Origin of the sequence: Nonomuraea roseoviolacea subsp. carminata (genome assembly GCF_024172185.1) — a bacterium.
Classification (GTDB): Bacteria; Actinomycetota; Actinomycetes; order Streptosporangiales; family Streptosporangiaceae; genus Nonomuraea; species Nonomuraea roseoviolacea.
This window is the reverse complement of record NZ_JAMZEC010000001.1, coordinates 6841236-6858242: the sequence shown is the minus strand read 5'-3', so window position 1 is coordinate 6858242 and position 17007 is coordinate 6841236. Positions and strand designations below refer to the sequence as shown.

13 protein-coding genes are annotated in these 17007 nt (G+C 73.5%); 3 read left to right on the top strand and 10 right to left on the bottom strand.

The window, feature by feature from the left end; all coding sequences use genetic code 11:
- Window positions 1-188 precede the first annotated feature (188 nt).
- On the top strand, window positions 189-1697 hold the full coding sequence (locus HD595_RS31695) for an LCP family protein (RefSeq protein WP_253775411.1): 1509 nt from the start codon (window positions 189-191) through the stop codon (window positions 1695-1697).
- On the opposite strand, the gene HD595_RS31690 is transcribed toward HD595_RS31695, so the two are convergent.
- The 4 genes from HD595_RS31690 to HD595_RS31675 are packed head-to-tail and all read right to left on the bottom strand — an operon-like array spanning window position 1672 to window position 5009.
- The gene (locus HD595_RS31690) at window positions 1672-2643 is read right to left on the bottom strand and encodes an asparaginase (protein ID WP_253775409.1); all 972 of its coding nucleotides are present in this window, start codon (window positions 2641-2643) and stop codon (window positions 1672-1674) included. The genes HD595_RS31695 and HD595_RS31690 overlap by 26 nt on opposite strands.
- Window positions 2636-3454: an amino acid ABC transporter permease gene (locus HD595_RS31685; protein WP_253775407.1), complete on the bottom strand. Its 819-nt coding sequence runs from the start codon at window positions 3452-3454 to the stop codon at window positions 2636-2638. The genes HD595_RS31690 and HD595_RS31685 overlap by 8 nt, the downstream gene beginning before the upstream one ends.
- Window positions 3451-4095, bottom strand: a complete 645-nt coding sequence (locus tag HD595_RS31680; RefSeq protein WP_253775405.1) for an amino acid ABC transporter permease — start codon at window positions 4093-4095, stop codon at window positions 3451-3453. Before HD595_RS31680 ends, HD595_RS31685 begins: the two co-directional genes overlap by 4 nt.
- Window positions 4095-5009 carry a glutamate ABC transporter substrate-binding protein gene (locus tag HD595_RS31675; RefSeq protein WP_253775403.1) on the bottom strand — a complete coding sequence of 305 codons (915 nt, stop codon included), beginning with the start codon at window positions 5007-5009 and terminating at the stop codon, window positions 4095-4097. The genes HD595_RS31680 and HD595_RS31675 overlap by 1 nt, the downstream gene beginning before the upstream one ends.
- 106 nt (window positions 5010-5115) lie before the next feature.
- Here HD595_RS31675 and HD595_RS31670 point away from each other — a divergent pair, with 106 nt between their 5' ends.
- The gene (locus tag HD595_RS31670) at window positions 5116-6252 is read left to right on the top strand and encodes an ROK family transcriptional regulator (protein ID WP_253775401.1); all 1137 of its coding nucleotides are present in this window, start codon (window positions 5116-5118) and stop codon (window positions 6250-6252) included.
- Here the strand turns inward: HD595_RS31670 and HD595_RS31665 are convergent.
- The 4 genes from HD595_RS31665 to HD595_RS31650 all read right to left on the bottom strand — a co-directional run bounded on the left by HD595_RS31665 (window position 6249) and on the right by HD595_RS31650 (window position 11669).
- Complete coding sequence (locus HD595_RS31665; RefSeq protein WP_253775399.1) at window positions 6249-8300, bottom strand: class I SAM-dependent methyltransferase; 2052 nt, start codon at window positions 8298-8300, stop codon at window positions 6249-6251. The two genes, HD595_RS31670 and HD595_RS31665, sit on opposite strands and share 4 nt — an antisense overlap.
- Window positions 8301-8405: 105 nt before the next feature.
- Complete coding sequence (locus tag HD595_RS31660) at window positions 8406-9410, bottom strand: enolase C-terminal domain-like protein (protein ID WP_253775397.1); 1005 nt, start codon at window positions 9408-9410, stop codon at window positions 8406-8408.
- 10 nt (window positions 9411-9420) lie between these two features.
- Window positions 9421-10815: an MFS transporter gene (locus HD595_RS31655; RefSeq protein ID WP_253775395.1), complete on the bottom strand. Its 1395-nt coding sequence runs from the start codon at window positions 10813-10815 to the stop codon at window positions 9421-9423.
- A gap of 86 nt (window positions 10816-10901) precedes the next feature.
- Entirely contained in the window at window positions 10902-11669 is a 768-nt protein-coding gene (locus HD595_RS31650; protein WP_253775393.1) for a TetR/AcrR family transcriptional regulator C-terminal domain-containing protein, read from the bottom strand.
- A 102-nt stretch (window positions 11670-11771) separates the two neighbouring features.
- Here HD595_RS31650 and HD595_RS31645 point away from each other — a divergent pair, with 102 nt between their 5' ends.
- On the top strand, window positions 11772-13217 hold the full coding sequence (locus HD595_RS31645) for a DHA2 family efflux MFS transporter permease subunit (protein ID WP_253775391.1): 1446 nt from the start codon (window positions 11772-11774) through the stop codon (window positions 13215-13217).
- A 12-nt stretch (window positions 13218-13229) separates the two neighbouring features.
- Here the strand turns inward: HD595_RS31645 and HD595_RS31640 are convergent, their stop codons facing one another.
- Together HD595_RS31640 and HD595_RS31635 are read right to left on the bottom strand one after the other, a co-directional pair.
- Window positions 13230-14351: a VWA domain-containing protein gene (locus tag HD595_RS31640; protein WP_253781386.1), complete on the bottom strand. Its 1122-nt coding sequence runs from the start codon at window positions 14349-14351 to the stop codon at window positions 13230-13232.
- A gap of 4 nt (window positions 14352-14355) precedes the next feature.
- The gene (locus HD595_RS31635) at window positions 14356-16917 is read right to left on the bottom strand and encodes a DUF5682 family protein (protein WP_253775389.1); all 2562 of its coding nucleotides are present in this window, start codon (window positions 16915-16917) and stop codon (window positions 14356-14358) included.
- Window positions 16918-17007 lie beyond the last annotated feature (90 nt).

Genomic DNA, 17007 nt, shown 5'->3' with positions numbered 1-17007 from the left:
ATATCCGGCAGAGCGGTCATCCGCGTCAGGCGGGCCGCCGCGCGGCCGAGCCCGACGGCGAATCGGCTGTTGATGTTCACTCCGGCATAACGAGAGATTTCGCATTGGACGCGTAGGCTGCCGCCTCGATTCGGCCTACGAAGTGGTTCACGGGGAACGGGGATGGCGTGGGGCAGGCAACGAAACCGGTGAGCGCCAGGGGTGTCCTCGGCTGGCTCGCGCTGTCGGCGCTCGCGCCCGGCGCGGCGCACCTGCGGGCCGGGTGGCGCAGGACCGGGCTCGTGCTGCTCAGCCTGTACGTGGCGCTGCTGCTGGGGCTCCTCGCCCTGGTGCTGACCACCGACAACCTCCTCGGCAACGTGGTCGCCGAGGACTCCTGGCTCGTGTCGATCACCTCCGCCGCGGCGGTGCTGGGCGTGGCCTGGTTCGCCCTGATCGTCCACTCGTTCGTCGTGCTGCGGCCCGGCGGCCTCCCCCAGGCCGGGCAGATCCTCACCGGCACGCTCGCGGGGCTGATGGCGGTGCTGGTGGTGCTCCCGTTCGGGCTGACCGCGCAGTACGTGTGGACCTCACGGCAGGCCATCGACGGCATCTTCACCGCGCCCGAGACCCCGCAGCCCGTGGCGCAGGGGTCGTCCCGGCCGCAGGACCCGTGGGCGGGCCGCGAGCGGGTCAACATCCTGCTGCTCGGCGGCGACGCCGACGACAACCGGATCGGCGTGCGCACCGACAGCATGAACGTGGCCAGCGTCGATGTGAAGACCGGCAACACCGTGCTCATCAGCCTGCCCCGCAACCTGGAGGACGTCCGGTTCCGGCCCGGCACGCCGATGGCCCAGCACTTCCCGGACGGCTTCCGGCTGCCGCCCGACCCCGGCGGCGGGCGCAGCGACCTGCTCAACAGCGTGTGGGAGTACGCCGACGCCCACCCCGAGATCTTCGGCGGGAAGCAGCACCAGGGCCCCGGGGTGCTGATGGACACCATCGGCTACACCCTCGGCCTCAAGATCGACTGGTACGCGCTGGTCAACATGTGGGGCTTCGCCCGGCTGATCGACGCGATCGGCGGCGTGCGGATCCACGTCGAGCAGGACGTGGTGTTCGGCAAGTACAACGAGGGCCTGGTCAAGGCGGGCACGCGGAGGCTGAAGGGCGCCGACGCCATGTGGTACGCCCGCTCGCGCACCTACAGCGACGACTTCACCCGGATGCGCCGCCAGCGCTGCGTGATCGGGGCGCTGCTGGACCAGGCCGACCCGGCGACCGTGCTGATCCGCTTCCGCCGCATCGCGCTGGCCACCAAGGAGCTGATCCGCACCGACATCCCGCGGCCGATGCTCAAGGACCTGGTGCCGCTGGCGCTGAAGGTCAAGGGCGCGAAGGTGACGAGCGTCCAGTTCGTGCCCCCGCTGATCAACACCGGCTACCCCGACTGGGAGAAGATCCGCCAGGTCACCCGCGACGCGATCCACGCGTCCACGCGGAGCGTCCCGGCCGGCGCGGTCGCGAGCGCCACGCTCGCGCCGACCGCCTCCGCCACGGCGGCCACGCCTCAGGCGACCCCGTCGGCGGAGACGGGCGCACCTGAGGCGACGCCGTCGGCCGAGACGGGCACGCCGGGGCCGCGCAGGACCCCGAAGGCCAAGACGTCCGACACCCCGGCCAAGTCGCTCACCGAGGGCTGCGGAGGGGCGTGACGATCCGTCCCACCGGGACGCCGCCGCCCAGCACGTCCACGCGTTCGAACTCCTCGGCGCCCGACACGTCCACCCCCATGCGGCGCAGGACGGCCAGGGCGACGGCCGTGGTGGCGCGCGGGCTGCCGTCGATGACCTTCACGGCCACCGCGTGCCCGGAGCCGAGCGCCACGACCAGCACGCCCTCGGCGCCGCCCTTGACCAGGGCGCCGGGCAGGGCGCGCATCAGCTCGGTGTTCTGGTGCCCGGTGCCGCCGACGTACTCGGGATGGGTGCGCATGGCGTCGGCGACCTGGCGCGGCCCGCTGCCCGGCGCGGCCGTCACGAGGGCGCGCACGGCCCGCGCGAGGCCGGTCAGCGACAGCCCGAACAGCGGCGCGCCGCAGCCGTCCACGGCCACGTGCGCGGCCTTCTCCCCCGCCAGCTCCTCGGTGACCGAGCGGACCCGCTGCTGGAGCGGGTGGTCGGCGGACAGGTACGTCGGCACGTCCCAGTCGTTGGCGACCGCGGCGGCCAGCATGGCGGCGTGCTTGCCGGAGCAGTTCATGCGCTCGCGGGTGGGGCCGAGGCCCTGCCGGACGAGCGCGTGCGCGGTGGCCTGGTCCTCCGGCCAGGAGGGCGGGCAGGCCAGGGCGTCGAAGCCGAGGCCGTAGTCGGCCAGGATCTCGCCCGCCACGCGTACGTGGAAGTCCTCGCCGGTGTGGCTGCCCGCGGCGATGGCCAGGCGCGGGCCGGCCAGCGCGGCGCCGGCCGTGAGGCAGGCCAGCGCCTGGAACGGCTTGGTGGAGGAGCGGGGCAGCACCGGGGCGTCCACGGGGCCGAGCGTGACCTCGGCGTGCCCCGACGGGTCCAGGCCGACGGCGCTGCCGTAGTGGACGCTCTCGGTGAAGCCGGAGCGCACGACCTCGGCGAGGACGGCGTGGCTCGACGTGGTGGGGTCAGGCACGGGTGGTTCTCCTCCTGAGGACGGCGCGCCGGCGGGCCTCCAGCGTGCGGGCGAGCTTGGACAGCGACATGTTGACCACCAGGTAGACCAGGGCCACCACGATGTAGGTCTGGATGAGCAGGCCGTTGTAGTTGGCCAGCACCTTGGAGCTGTAGAGCAGCTCGGTGTAGCTGACGACGAAGCCGAGCGAGGTGTCCTTGAGCAGGCCCACCGACTGGCTGACGATCGAGGGCAGCACCCGCCGGGCCGCCTGGGGCAGCACGATGAGGCGCATGGTGCGCCCCGGGGTCAGCCCGACGGCCAGGCCGGCCTCGCTCTGGCCGCGCTCGACGGACAGGATGCCGGCGCGGAAGATCTCGGCGAACGACGCCGCGTGCGACACGCTCAGCGGCACGACCAGCTTCCAGAACAGCGGCAGGTCGAGGCCGTACCGGGGCAGCGCGAACAGCACCACGTACACCAGCAGCAGCGCCGGGACCGTCCGCACCACCTCGACGTAGCCGGCGGCGGGCACGCGCGCCCACCGTCGCGGCGACAGGCGCCCGAGCCCCAGTGCCAGGCCGAACGCCATGGCGAGTGCCGCGGACACCACCGCGGCCAGCGCGGTCGAGCCGAGGCCGGTCAGCAGGTAGCGCCACATGGGCCAGGTCGCGTACGGCTGCCAGCGGGCGGCGTCGAGCTGGCCGTTGGCGGCGAACTGCCGCACGGCGAGCACGGCGAGCGCCACGGTGGCCAGCGCGCCGAGCACGGTGGCGACGCGCATGCGCCGCCGGGCGCGCGGCCCCGGCTCGTCGAAGAGCATGGTGCTCATCTGAGGATCACCAGCTTCTTCTCCAGGCGGCCGGTCACGAAGCCGGCGCAGGCGGCGAGCAGCGCGTACGCGAGCCCGGCGCCGACGAAGATGGGGATGGGCTGCGCCTCGACCAGGTTCACCCGGTTGGCGGCGGCGGTGAGGTCGATGACGCCGACCGCGCCGGCCAGGGCGGTGTTCATGGTCAGGGCGATGAAGATGTTGCCGAGCGGCTGGACGACCGTGCGCAGCGCCTGCGGCAGGATCACGTGCCGCAGCGACTGGGTGAAGGTCAGCCCGATGGCCCGCGCCGCCTCGCCCTGCCCCTTGGAGACGGCGTTGACGCCGGAGCGCAGCGCCTCGCCGATGTAGGCGGCCTCGTACACCGCGATGACCACGATCGCCGTCACGAGCAGGTCGGCCTGGATGCCGATCTCGGGCAGGCCGAAGACCGCGAGGACGAGCAGCACCAGCAGCGGCAGGTTCTGGAACGTCTCCACGTACGCGGTGCCGATGGCGCGCAGCACGCGTACGGGGCTCACGCGCAGGGCGGTGACGACCACGCCCAGCACCGCCGCGCCGAGGAAGGACGCGGCGGTGAGCTGGAGCGTGACGACCAGGCCCTGCCAGAGCTCGGGCAGGTGGTCGAGGATGACGGACATCAGGATCCCGGGACGGAGCCGATCTTGGGCGGCTGGGGCGCGTCGCCGGTGACGACGGTGCCGATGGAGTTCTTCCAGATGCCCTGCCAGACGCCGTTGCCCTGGATCTTGCCGAGCCAGTCGTTGACGAACGTCTTCATCTGGTCGTCGCCGTGCTTGAGCCCGATGCCGTACGGGTCGACGGTGAAGGGCTTGGTGACGATCTGGAGGGAGGGGTCCTTCTTGGCGTCGGCGATGAGCAGGGTCTCGTCCTGGACGTAGGCGACGCCGCGGTCCTGCTTGAGGGCCTGCACGCACTCGGGGTCGCTGCCGAAGGTGATGATCTCGGCCTGGGGGGCGAGCTTCTTGATCGCGGGGATGGCCGGGGTGTTGGCGCCCGCGAGCACCTTCTTGCCGTTCAGGTCCTCCGGCTTGGTGATGCCGGACGTGCCCTTCTTCACGGCGATCGTCAGGCCCGAGGTGTAGTACGGGCCGGCGAACGCGACCTGCTTGGCGCGCTCCTCGGTGATCGTGTACGTCTGGAAGACGACGTCCACGGTGCCGTTGGCCAGCAGCGCCTCCCGGGTCTCCGACGCCGAGTTGACGATCTTGACCTTCGGCTCGCCGAGGATGTACTTCGCCAGCGCCTTGCCCAGGTCCGCGTCGAAGCCCTCGACCTGTCCCGTGGCGGGGTTCTGCTGGGACAGGAGCGGGGCGTCGAGCGAACCGCCCACGAGGAGCTCGCCGCGCTTCTTGATCTTCTCCATGGTCGAGCCGGGGAGGATCGCGGCCGCCTCGGCGACGGGGGCGTTCGCCAGCACGTCGGTCGCGGCCTTCGACTCGCCGGGCACGGCGGGCACGGCGGTGTTGCTCGTCTCGCCGCAGGCCGTCAGGCCTAACACGGAGACGGCCAGCACAGCGAGCATCTTCTTCATGAGCGTCCACTTCCTTCGATGTCGAAGATAAAGGGGACCGTAATGGTGGATTTCGTACGAAGTCAACACGTTGCTGGCGGAAGTAGATCGATGGTATGCATCTCCCATGAAGCAGCGGCTGCCCGTACAGGGGGCTCAGGGGGACCTGTTACGGCTCGTCGCCACCGGCGCGGCCGAGTCTCGCGCCGGCCTGGCCCGGATGTCGGGCCTCGCGGCGTCCAGCGTGTCGCTGCGCGTGGAGGAGCTCATCGAAGCCGGACTGCTGGTCGAGGAGGGCTCCGGCACCTCGCGCGGCGGACGCAGGCCGCGCCGCCTGTGCCTGTCGCCGACGGCCGGCGTGCTCGCGGTCGCCGACCTCGGCGCCCACCACGCCCGGCTCGGGCTGCTCGACCTCAGCGGCGCCCCGCTGGTCGTCGAGGAGGTCCCGTGCGAGATCACCGAGGGGCCGGAGGCGACGCTCGACCTGCTGGCGGACGCGTTCGACCGGCTGCTGGCCGAGCGGGTGCCGCCGTCGGTGCCGCTGCGCGGCGTCGGGACCGGCGTGCCCGGCCCCGTGGACCCGGCGACGTTACGCGTGGTGACGCCCTCGCGCATGCCCGGCTGGAACGACTTCCCCGTCGCCGACCACCTGCGCGCCCGCTACGACCTGCCCGTCCTGGTCGAGAACGACGCCAACCTCATGGCCGCCGGCGAGGCCCGCTCCTGGCCGGGCCGCGAGAACCTCATGGTGCTCAAGGTGGGCACCGGCATAGGGTGCGGCGCCATCGTCGACGGCCGCCTGCACCGCGGCCGGGGCGCGGCCGGCGACATCAGCCACGTGCGGGTCAGCTCCGACTCCTCCGTGATCTGCGCCTGCGGCCACCACGACTGCCTGGAGGCGTACGCCAGCGGCGCCGCCCTCATCGCCGCGCTGGCCGACGCGGGCGTCGCGGTGCGGCACACCTCCGACGTCGTCGACCTGGTCAACGACGCCGTGCCGGAGGCGACCAGCATGGTCCGCACCGCCGGGCGCCGCATCGGCGAGGTGCTCACCGTGCTCGTGAACTTCTTCAACCCCGACGTGGTGGCCGTCGGCGGCAGCCTCTCGGCGGCCGAACCGCTCATCACCTCGATCCGGGCCGCGGTCTACGAGCGGTGCCTGCCGCTGGCCACGCGCGACCTGGAGATCGCGCCGGCGCGGGCCGGCCGGGACGCCGCCCTGCTGGGAGCGGGCTCCCTGCTGCTGGACGCCGTCCTCGCCTAGCTCGTGAGGCGGTGGAAGGTGGCGCGCCAGCGGCGGCGGCCCGGCTCGCGCAGGTCCTCGATCTCGCCCACCCCGAGCCCGCCGACCGCGAACGCCGTGACCTCCGCCCGGGTCAGCGGCCACGGGGGCGCCCCCGCGGGATCGCCCTCGTCCCGGCCGGAGGCGATGACCAGCAGCGTGCCGCCGGGCCGGACGAAGGAGGCGATCCGTTCGATGGCGTCCTGGTGCAGCGGCTCGGGCAGCGCCTGCACCGTCATGATCTCCACGACCAGGTCGAACGCGCGGCGCCACCCGGCGGGCGGGTCGAACAGGTCGGCGACCTGGTAGGAGACGGCCGTGCCGGGGAAGCGCTCCTGGGCCAGGCGCACGGCGGACTCGCTGACGTCGAACGCCGTCGTGGCGTAGCCGAGGGCGGCCACGTGCTCGGCGTCGTCCCCCAGCCCGGCGCCCACGACCAGCGCCTTCGGCGAGTCGCGCCGCTCGGGCTCATGCCCCTCCGTCCAGGCGACGAGCAACGGGTGCGGGCCGCCGGAGTCCCAGGGGACGACCGCCTCGCCCGCCGCCGACCCGGCGTACAGGCGCTCGAACCACCCGGTCGCGTCGCCACCGGCCAGCGACTCCGCGGCGAGGCGGCGGGCGTCCTCGTCGGGGTCATGTCGGGCCATGTCGCCCCCTTCGCGAAGCTCTGCGGCGATCTTCCCGGCCAGTTGTACCACGTCCACCTTGTCCCCTTCGGGGCCGGTCAGGAGTCGCTGCCGTACGGGGTCGTGGTGGACGTACCCCTGACGGCGCAGACCGACCTGGAGAAGGGGGAGCAGGACGCAGACGGCTCGGGTGGGGTGGGGGCACACGGTCTTGGCGTGCCACCAGTCAAGCTCCTTGAGACGGCCGTCGTCGGCGGCGAGGCGGACCAGGTCGGTGATCTTGTGGGAGCCGCCGAGGACGGCGCGGGCGGCGGCGCGTAGCTGTTCGAGCTGGTCCTCGTGGTGCAAGAGCCACTGCTCGGCTGTGGTTTCCGCCAGGGGGAGGCTCCGGCGCGCCGTGTTCCGGTCGTTGGTGTAGTAACGCAGCAGGACCCGGCCGAGTCTGTGCTCCACCTTCGCGGGCAGGTCGGTCAGCGCCGGATCGGTGACAGGGTCCACGGGTCTGCCCGGCTTCCAGCCGAACTCCTCGGTGAGCCTCCGCTCGTGCGCGTCGATCTCTTCGATCCAGTACGAGTCCACGTTCGGGGCGATCCGCGCCAGCAGGTCGTCCTCGGCGAGCAACCGGCCGAAGGAGCGGTAGACGTCGGTGAAGTAGGTCGGGAACGGCATCGTGTGCACATGACGCCGGAGGTGCCAGACGAAGGCATGGATGATCAGGTTCTCGCGCCACGTCGCACGCTCGAGGATCTGCGCGCCGCCCACCATCTCCCCGGTGTCCTCCCACAGGTCACGCCGCATTCTGTAGGCGTGCGCGCGTAGCCAGGGCCGCCACCGGAACCGCTCACCTCTCGCCGCCCGCTCGAGGTCCTCGGAGTTCAGGCCGAGGACCGACATGAGGCGTCTCGGCACCCTGTGGGACAGGATGAGCTCGCGCACGAGGATGACGCGCAGCTCCTCCTTGCTGAGGCCGAGCAGCAAGGGCACACCGAGCTTGACCACACCCCCGTGGAACCTCCGGATCACGATCACCTTCGGCCACGCGCTGAGGCGGATGACCGGGAGCGGCCGGTCCCAGCCCACCAGCTCCGCCGCTTCCGCCACCAGAGCCCGCAGCCCGTCGGGGTCCGCGGTCCGCGGTCTCGGGTTGCGCCAGCGGAAGCGCGTCGGGCGGTTGTGAACGGCGTACGCCAGGACCGCCCAGCACATCACCAGTAGCGCCAGCAGCTTGACGACGTTCGTGAACACGACGATCCCGCCGGACTGCTCCTCACCGACGCCCCAGGGCTGAAGCGTGCGAGCGAGCAGCCACACGGCTCCCCCACCGGCCGCCGCCACCAGTATGACGCCCAGCGCGTATCTCACCCATGACGGCAGCAGGCTCGATGGCTCGAGAAGCAACCTCACCCACAGCACCCGCCACCACGTGAGCCCCGGCACGTCCTCCACCGCCCCGCCCCCTCCCTCGCCACCCGTAGGCGATCAAGGTAGAGGGACCGGATCACACCAGGGTCACGCCCGGGCGTGGTCCTTGGCCAGGCGTCGCACGCGGGCCTCGTCGATCGTGTGCCCCAGGCCCGGCTGCGTCAGCGGCACCGCCACCACGCCCGCGTTGGCCCCCACGATGGGCGTGACGATCTGGTTGGCGCGCGGCGGCTGGGTGACGTCGCACGGCAGCGTGCAGCCCGGCAGGCTGGCCACCGCCACCGTGGCCGCGCGGGCCAGGCCCGCGCCCTGTCCGCCGGCGCACTGGATGTCCCAGCCGGCCGCCGCGGCGCGGTCGTGGGCGCGGCGCGCCTCGGTGAGGGACGGGAACGCCGTGGGGCGCAGCAGCAGCACGCGGGCCGCCCGCAGCGTCAGGTAGTCGTCCAGGTCGGAGGTCGAGCGCACCTCGACGGCGACCGCGGCCGACACCTGGTCCTGCAGCGAGGCGTGGCGGTAGGGGTCGTCCACGGCGAACGGGCGCTCGATGACCTCGATGCCGTAGGAGTCGAGCGCCACGAGCTGGCCCTCGTCGGTGTAGGAGCCGCCGCCGTCCACGGCGAGCGTCAGCGCGGGATACGCCTGGCGCACCGCCCGGACCGGCTCGACGTCCCAGCCGGGGCGTACGTCGAGCGTGACGTGGCCGTATCCGGCGCAGACCTGCTGGTTGACGCGGGCGACGAGGTTCTCGGCCGAGGTGTCGGGCGTGAGGCGGACCGTGGCCATGAGCGAGGTGCGGTCGCCGCCGATCGCGTGGGCGAGGGGGACGCCGCGCATGCGGGTCCACAGGTCCCAGCAGGCCATGTCGACCGCCGGGTCGCTGGCGGGGAGCGTGTCGGGGTGCTCCCAGTCGACGCCGATCAGCAGCGCGCCGAGCGTCTCCTCCAGCCGGGAGAACGTCTTCGGGTGGGGGGCGAGTGCCTCGCCCCATCCCGTCATGCCGGCGTAGTCCGTGAGCTTCACGAGCAGGCTCTCGGACCGTCTGCCGAACGGCAGGACGATCCGGTAGACCTCCGCCTCCCGCACTCGCGGCATGTGCCCCCCTTTATGACGCGGCTCCCTCCAGTGTGCCCGCCCCGGCGGACTGGGCAAAACGGGGCGCCACGACGACCGCGAGCACGGCCAGCGCGAACGTGAACGCCAGCCCGACCAGATACGACTCGCCCGACGCCGTGAACAGGGCTCCGGCGCCGGCCACGGCCACGACCGTGAAGACGGACTCGCCGACGCCCACCGCGGCGGTGTTCCCGCCCTCCTCGCCCGGCCGGGACATCTCCAGCACCATGACCGAGACCGTCGGGTGCAGGACGCCGATGCCGAGGCCGGCGATCGCCATGGCGACGTGGGCCACCACGAGCGGCGCGGAGTCGACGAGGACCAGCGAGACGAGCGCGATGCCCACGGCGATCAGGGCGGCGCCGCCGCGGACCGCGGCCACGTTGCCGATGACGCCGCGGCCCTTGATCCAGGAGCCGGTGGACCAGCCGAGCGCGCCGATCGTCAGCACGATGCCGGCGCCCGTCGGGGACAGGCCGCGCTCGCTCCTCAGCATGAGCGGGATGAGCACCTCGGTGGCCATGAGCGCGCCGTACGCGAGGCCGCGCAGCACCGGCGCGGTGGGCAGGCCGCGGGCGACGCGCAGGGAGCCGGGCAGCAGGAGCCTGGGCAGGCCGACGGCCAGCAGGACGACGCCGGCGGCGAGCAGGGGCAGACCGGCGAGCTTGAGCGCGCTGCCGTACTGGATGAGGGCGGCGGCGACGGCGGTCAGCGTGGCCCAGACCAGCTTGCCGCCGAGGCGCGCGGGAGGCGCGCCCTCCTGGTCGCCGACGCCGCCGCGGGCCGCGTCGGCGCGGTCGGCGATGCCCCGCCAGAGCAGCAGCGCGGACGGGACCACGATCAGCGACACGCCGAGGAAGATCCACCGCCAGTCGGCGTTCTCCACGACGAACCCGGCGATGGCCGGTCCCACCATGGACGGCACCACCCACGCGGCCGAGAACAACCCGAACACCTTGGGGTGCATCGCCGGCGGGTAGAGCCGGGCCACCAGCACGTACAGCGAGACCTGGACGAGACCGCCCCCGAGTCCCTGCACGAACCGGCCGGCGACCAGCACCTCCATCGTGGGCGCGAGCCCGGCCACCAGCAGCCCGGCCACGAAGCTCGCCACACCCGCCGACAGCGGCGCGACGGGGCCGCGCACGTCGCTCCACCTCCCGCCGAGCACGGTCGCGATCACACTGGCCGCCAGGGTGGCGCTGAACGCCAGGTTGTACAGGGGCATGCCGCCGAGTTCGCGGGCCACGACGGGCATGGCCGTGGCCACCGCCATGGCCTCGAACGCCACCAGCATGACCAGGGCGACCAGGCCCACGCTGAGCGTCCGGTAACTGGCGGAGACCACGCCGGGGACGGGGGGAGCTTCAAGAGTCGTTGTCATACCGGCACGCTAGGGTTCCGGCCGTCGCGGCACATCGGGCCCGGGTCCTAGGCAATTCGGCCTAAGGACCCAGGACCCGAAAGCCCTCAGGCGCCCGGCTTGTCCCCGCCGGCCGGCATGCGCGCCACGAGGCCGTCGAACAGCAGGTCCAGGCCGTACCGGAAGCGGGCCTCGCCGCCGTCGGCGACCAGTGCGCGCGCGTTCGCGCTGAGGTGCGGGAACCGGTCGGGCGGCAGGGACGTGAAGTACTCCTCGATCTGCGCGACGTACATGTGGAAGTACTCGGTGAGCTTGGTGTGGCCCAGCGCCTTCATGCGCGGGTAGTGCAACGAGCCCTCGAAGGCGTCCGCGCAGACGTAGAGGACGATCCGGTCGAAGGCCAGCGAGGCGTCGCGCGGCGGCATCCCGGCGTCGATGAGCAGGCCGAACATGAACTCGGACAGCCGGATCGCGTTCGGGCCGGTGGGGATGCTGGCCAGCGCCGCGCGGGCGACGTCGGCGTGGCCGACGATGACGCGGTGCAGCTCCAGCGCGCACTGGCGCAGCAGCGTCTGCCACCGGGACGGGTCGTACTCCGGCAGCCGGACCTCGCCGAGCACCCGGTCGTAGATCAGCTCCAGCAGCTCCTCCTTGGCCGAGACGTGCGCGTACAGCGAGGCGGGGCCGGTGCCGAGCTCCTGAGCGACCCGCCGCATGCTGAGCGCGTCGAGTCCTTCGGCGTCGAGGACCCGCAGGCCGGTCTCGACGATCAGGTCGCGGCTGAGCTGGGGTCTCGGCTGGGAGGGCTTGCGTGCCTTGCGCCAGGGCGGCAGGGGGACTTCCGGGAGGTCATCGTCACTGTTCGCGCTTCGCATACGAACACTGTACTTGACACGAACACCGTTCGCACATAAAACGGTGTTCGTTGACGAACGGCGTTCGTAGATCACGAACGATGTTTTCGAGGAGATTCCCCCATGACCGTCACCGCACCCGGCGCCGTCGCGGCGCCGCCCCTTCACCGCTGGCGCTGGCCGGCCCTCGGCGTCATCCTGGCCGCCGAGGTCATGGACATGCTCGACGCCCTCATCACCACCATCGCGGCCCCCACCATCCGCCAGGACCTCGGCGGCCAGGAGAGCCTGGTGCAGTGGCTCGGCGCCGGCTACACCCTCGCCATGGCCGTCGGCCTCATCACCGGAGGCCGGCTCGGCGATCTGCTGGGCCGCAAGCGGATGTTCCTGATCGGCGCGGCCGGGTTCACCGTCATGTCACTGCTGTGCGGCCTGGCCGGCAATCCCGAGCTGCTCATCGCCGGCCGGGCGTTGCAGGGCCTGTTCGGGGCGGTCATGCTCCCGCAGGGCCTCGGAATGATCAAGGAGATGTTCCCGCCGGAGGAGATGGGCAAGGCGTTCGGCGCGTTCGGCCCCGTCATGACGCTCGGGTCGGTCGGCGGGCCGATCCTCGGCGGATGGCTGGTCGACGCCGACCTGTTCGGCGCGGGCTGGCGGATGATCTTCCTGATCAACCTGCCGCTCGGGGTGGCGGCGGTGCTGGCCGGGCTGAAGTTCCTGCCGGAGATCCGGCTCTCCGACGCCACCAGGCTGGACCTGGTCGGCGTGCTGCTCGTGTCCGCGGCCGCGTTCCTGCTCGTCTACCCGCTCATCCAGGGCCCCGAGCTCGACTGGCCGGCCTGGGCGTTCGTCTCGATGGCCGGCTCCGTCGTGCTGTTCGCCCTGTTCGCCGGCTACGAGTCGCGCCGGGCCAGGAGCGGCAAGGACCCGCTGGTCACGCCCAGCCTGTTCCGCAAGCGGGCGTTCACCGGCGGGTTGGTCGCGGGGCTCGCGTTCTTCTCCGGCCTCATCGGCTTCAGCCTCGTCCTGTCCCTGTTCACGCAGGTCGGCCTGCACTACAGCCCGCTCAAGACCGGGCTCACGCTGCTGCCCCAGGCGCTCGGCTCCGTGGCCGGCTTCGGCCTGGCGATGTCGGGCCTGCAGGACAGGCTCGGTCGCGGCCTGCTACAGATCGGCGCCGTGGTCATGGCCGCCGGAGCGGCGGTGTTCGCGGTGACCGTCCACCTCACCGGCCTGGACGTCTCCCCCTGGCAGCTCGCCCCCGGCCTCGCGATCGCCGGCATCGGGATGGGCATGATCATGGCACCGTTCTTCGACATCGTGCTGGCCGGCGTCGACAACCACGAGTCCGGCTCCGCCTCCGGCACGCTCACGGCCGTGCAGCAGCTCGGGGCCGCGCTCGGCACCGCCGTCCTCGGGACGTTCTTCTTCCACCTGCTCAAGGCGCGGTGGAGCTTCGGCGCGGCGATGCAGGCCACCGTCTGGGTGGAGGTCGGGCTGCTCGGGCTCACGCTCGCGCTGTCGTTCCTCCTGCCGAAGCGGGCCCGCCCCGAGCAGGCGGGCCACTGACGGCCGCGCCCGTCACAAGGTGTGGCTCTCCACCCAGTGGCCCAGGTCGCGCCGCTCGATCGCGGCGGCCATCAGCTCGGGGAAGGCGTCGGGCGTGCACGCGAAGGCGGGCACGCCCAGCGCCGCGAGCGCGGCCGCGTTGTCGTGGTCGTAGGACGGGGCCCCCTCGTCGGACAGCGCCAGCAGGACGACCACCTGCACGCCCGCCTGGGTCATCGCGGCGACCCGGCGCAGCATCTCCTCCCGCGCCCCGCCCTCGTACAGGTCGCTGACCAGCACGAAGATCGAGTCGGCCGGCCGGGTGACGAGCCCCTGGGCGTACGCGACGGCCCGGTTGATGTCGGTGCCGCCGCCGAGCTGCGTGCCGAACAGCACCTCCACCGGATCGTCCAGCCGGTCGGTGAGGTCCACCACGGCCGTGTCGAACACCACCATCGACGTCCGCAGCGACCGCATCGACGCCAGCACCGCGCCGAACACCCCCGCGTACACCACCGAGGCCGCCATCGACCCGCTCTGGTCGACGCACAGCACCACCTCGCGCCGCACCGCCCGCTGCCTGCGGGCGTGCCCGACCAGCCGCGACGGGACGACAGTGCGGTGCTCGGGCAGGTAGTGCGACAGGTTCGCCCGGATCGTCCGGTCCCAGTCGATGTCGGCCGCCCGGCGCGGCCGATGGGTGCGGGCGGAGCGGTCGAGCGCCCCGGTGACGGCCGCCCTGGTCTTCTGGGCGAGCCGCCGTTCGAGCTCCCGCACCACCGTGCGCACCACGGCGCGGGCCGACTCGCGGGCCCGGTCGGGCATGACCCGGTTGAGCGCGAGCAGCGTGCCCACCAGGTGGACGTCGGGCTCGACCGCCTCCAGCATCTCCGGTTCGAGGAGGAGGCGGGTGAGGTCCAGCCGTTCGATGGCGTCCTTCTGCATCACCTGGACGACCGTGGACGGGAAGTACGTCCTGATGTCGCCCAGCCAGCGGGCCACGCGCGGCGCGGAGGCGCCGAGCCCGCCGTCGCGCTCGTAGACGGCGGACAGGGCGCCGTCCATCGCCGCGTCGGACCCGTCCAGCGCCACGCCGGTGCCGTCGGCCTCCCCGCCGCCCAGCACCATCCGCCACCTGCGCAGCCGCTCCTCCATGCCCTCACCCACCCGCGCTTCCCTCGCTCGTCTCCGCGGCTTCGGCCGTGTCCGCTCCCTCGCTCGTGTCCGCTGCGCGCTCGGCCGTGCCCGCGCCCTCGGCCGTGCCCGCGCGCTTGGCGTGGGCGCCGATGATGGCCAGCACCGTGGCGACCGCGGGGGCCGCGCGGCGCTCGTCCACGTCGCGCTCCGGCCGCCGCACGTGCCGCCCCGCCGAGCGCACCCGCTCGCCGATCGCCCGTCGCTCCGGCACGGCATAGCCGCCGAACGTGCGGCGCAGCAACGGCAGCACCTCCGTGAACTGCTCGCCGGACAGCCCGGTCAGCCAGCCGTCCACGAGCTCCAGCAGCCGGGCGTCGTGCACCAGCAGCAGGCCGCCGCCCGCCAGGAACCCCTCCACCCACGCCGCGGCCCTGGCCGGCGGCTGACCGCGGGACATCGCCCGGGACATGCGGTCGGCCGCGTCGCCCAGCTCGCCGGCGTCGAGCAGGATGCGGGTGAGCCGCCCCTCGATCAGCCCGTGCAGGCCGGGCCGCTCGCTGAGGTTCCGCAGCGCGCGCAGCCACCGCGCCCGCACGCCCCCGGCCGCGCCCTCCTCCGGAGAGGACGGCTCGCGCGCGGGCGGCGCGTCGAGGAGGGCGACCACCGCGTGAACCGCGTCGATGTGGCCGAGCAGGGTGGCCGCCGCCTCGTCGTCCAGCCCGGTCACCGCGGCCGGCAGCCCGACGCGGATCCGGTCCAGCATCGACCGGACGATCACCGCCAGCCCCTCGGCCGGGGTGCCCCGCACGTCGCCGTAGCGCTGCGCGCGGGCCATCGCGGGAAGGGCGGCCATGAGGCGGGTGACGTCGGTGTCGAGGGCGGCCCTGGCGGACAGGGCGGCCAGCACCTCCGGCAACGCGTCCGGCAGGTCGGCCAGCAGGCACTTCTCGACCAGGTCCGCCAGCTCGGCCAGCGACACCGCGGCCGCGGGGCCCCGCCCCGCCCCGGACGAGCCACCGCCGCCGGACGGCGCGCCTCCACCGCGCGGTGTGCCCCCGCCGGACGGGGTGCTCCCGCCGGACGGGGTGCTCCCGCCGGACGGGGTGCTCCTGCCGGACGGCGTACCACCGCCAGGCGGCGTACCACCGCCGCGCGGTGTGCCCCCGCCGGACGGTGTGCCGTCGCCCGTGGCCAGGTCGCGGGCGCGCTGGGTGGCGGCCTCGACCACCGTGACGCCGAGCGCCGCCCCCTCGATGAGCGTGAGGTCGAACTCGGGCCGCCACCGCAGCCGCCACGTCTCCTTGAACGTGCCCTTGCCCCGCGACTCCCCCGGCGTGCCCCAGCCGACGCCGAGCAGCCGCAGCCGGTGCAGCAGGTGGCTGCGTTCGAGGTCGAGCGGTTTGCGCAGGTCGAGGGTCACGTCGCGGTCGAGCGCCTCGGGCTTGAGCCGCAGCCGCCGCTGCTGGTCGCGCAGGTCGCGCTGGAGCGGCACCATGGGCGTGCGGTCGGTGACGTGGCCGAGGCGGTCGCCGACGACCATGCGCCGCTGGACGATCTCGACCGACGGCTCGTTCCCCTCGCACAGCACCGCCCGGACCGCCTCGGTGACCTCGCCCAGCCCGGCGAGGGGACGTCCGCGCAGGGTGGCGAGGCCCTGGGCGAGCCGCACCGCCTCGATCACGTGCGCGGACGACACCGCGAGGCCCTCGTCGCGCAGCACGCCCGCCGCCGCGCCCAGCCACCGCTCGACGGGCCGGTCGGGGGCGGCGAACAGGTGGTCGTACCAGCCGGGCGAGGCGACCCCCGCGCCGTAGCCGCTCCACCAGGCCAGCCGCCCGTACGTCCACGACACCCAGGTCAGCTCCGCCTTCACCTTGGGCAGGCCGCGCAGCAGCGCGTCGTCGGCGCGGGCCGCGGGCAGCGGCCCGGTCAGCGCGGGGACGTGCCAGGCGCCGCAGACGACCGCGATCCGCTCGTGCCCCTGCTTGCGGGCCGCGCGCAGGGTCCTGCGCATGTACGCCTCGCGCCGGGCCTCCCGGGCGTCGGGCGCGTAGCCCTGGCGCACGGCGGCCATGGCCTCGGCGATCACCTCGAACGGCGTGTCGCCGCGGTGCTCGACGACGTCCTCCCACCAGCGCTCGGGGTCGTCGTAGCCGGCGGCGGAGGCCAGCGCGGCGATGGGATCCAGCCGCACCTCCTCAGGCGCCGCCGCCTCCCCGTCGCCCTCCTGACCGCCGTCGCGCGGAGCGTGACCGCCGTCCCGCGAGGCCGGGTCGGCGAGGGTGTGCGCGGCGGGCAGGTCGCAGAAGCGCACGGGCACGCCGTGCTCCGCCCCGTACAGGATGGCCTGCCATTCGGGCGAGAACCGGGCGAACGGCCAGAACGCCGCGCTCGACGGCGCCCCGGGCACGTGCGCCAGCAACGCCACCGGCGGCTCCAGCTCGGGGGCGAGGGCCACGAGCGGGTCGGCCTCCGGCGGTCCCTCGACGAGGATCACGTCGGGCCGCAGCCGCCGCAGCTCCTCCCGCACGGCCCGCGCCGACCCGGGCCCGTGGTGGCGCACCCCCAGGACCGAGACAGTCATCGCATCTCCTCACAGATGGAAGCCTCATGGGCGGAGCCCCACCGGACGGACCCGCCGGACGGGCCGCGTAGGACGGGCCGCGCAGGCGGG

Coding starts and splice junctions, on each gene's coding strand:
- HD595_RS31685 (WP_253775407.1), bottom strand. CDS start 3,454: ATGAGCACCATGCTCTTCGACGAGCCGGGGCCGCGCGCCCGGCGGCGC.
- HD595_RS31680 (WP_253775405.1), bottom strand. CDS start 4,095: ATGTCCGTCATCCTCGACCACCTGCCCGAGCTCTGGCAGGGCCTGGTC.
- HD595_RS31675 (WP_253775403.1), bottom strand. CDS start 5,009: ATGAAGAAGATGCTCGCTGTGCTGGCCGTCTCCGTGTTAGGCCTGACG.
- HD595_RS31670 (WP_253775401.1), top strand. CDS start 5,116: ATGAAGCAGCGGCTGCCCGTACAGGGGGCTCAGGGGGACCTGTTACGG.
- HD595_RS31660 (WP_253775397.1), bottom strand. CDS start 9,410: ATGCCGCGAGTGCGGGAGGCGGAGGTCTACCGGATCGTCCTGCCGTTC.
- HD595_RS31655 (WP_253775395.1), bottom strand. CDS start 10,815: ATGACAACGACTCTTGAAGCTCCCCCCGTCCCCGGCGTGGTCTCCGCC.
- HD595_RS31650 (WP_253775393.1), bottom strand. CDS start 11,669: ATGCGAAGCGCGAACAGTGACGATGACCTCCCGGAAGTCCCCCTGCCG.
- HD595_RS31645 (WP_253775391.1), top strand. CDS start 11,772: ATGACCGTCACCGCACCCGGCGCCGTCGCGGCGCCGCCCCTTCACCGC.
- HD595_RS31640 (WP_253781386.1), bottom strand. CDS start 14,351: ATGGAGGAGCGGCTGCGCAGGTGGCGGATGGTGCTGGGCGGCGGGGAG.
- HD595_RS31635 (WP_253775389.1), bottom strand. CDS start 16,917: ATGACTGTCTCGGTCCTGGGGGTGCGCCACCACGGGCCCGGGTCGGCG.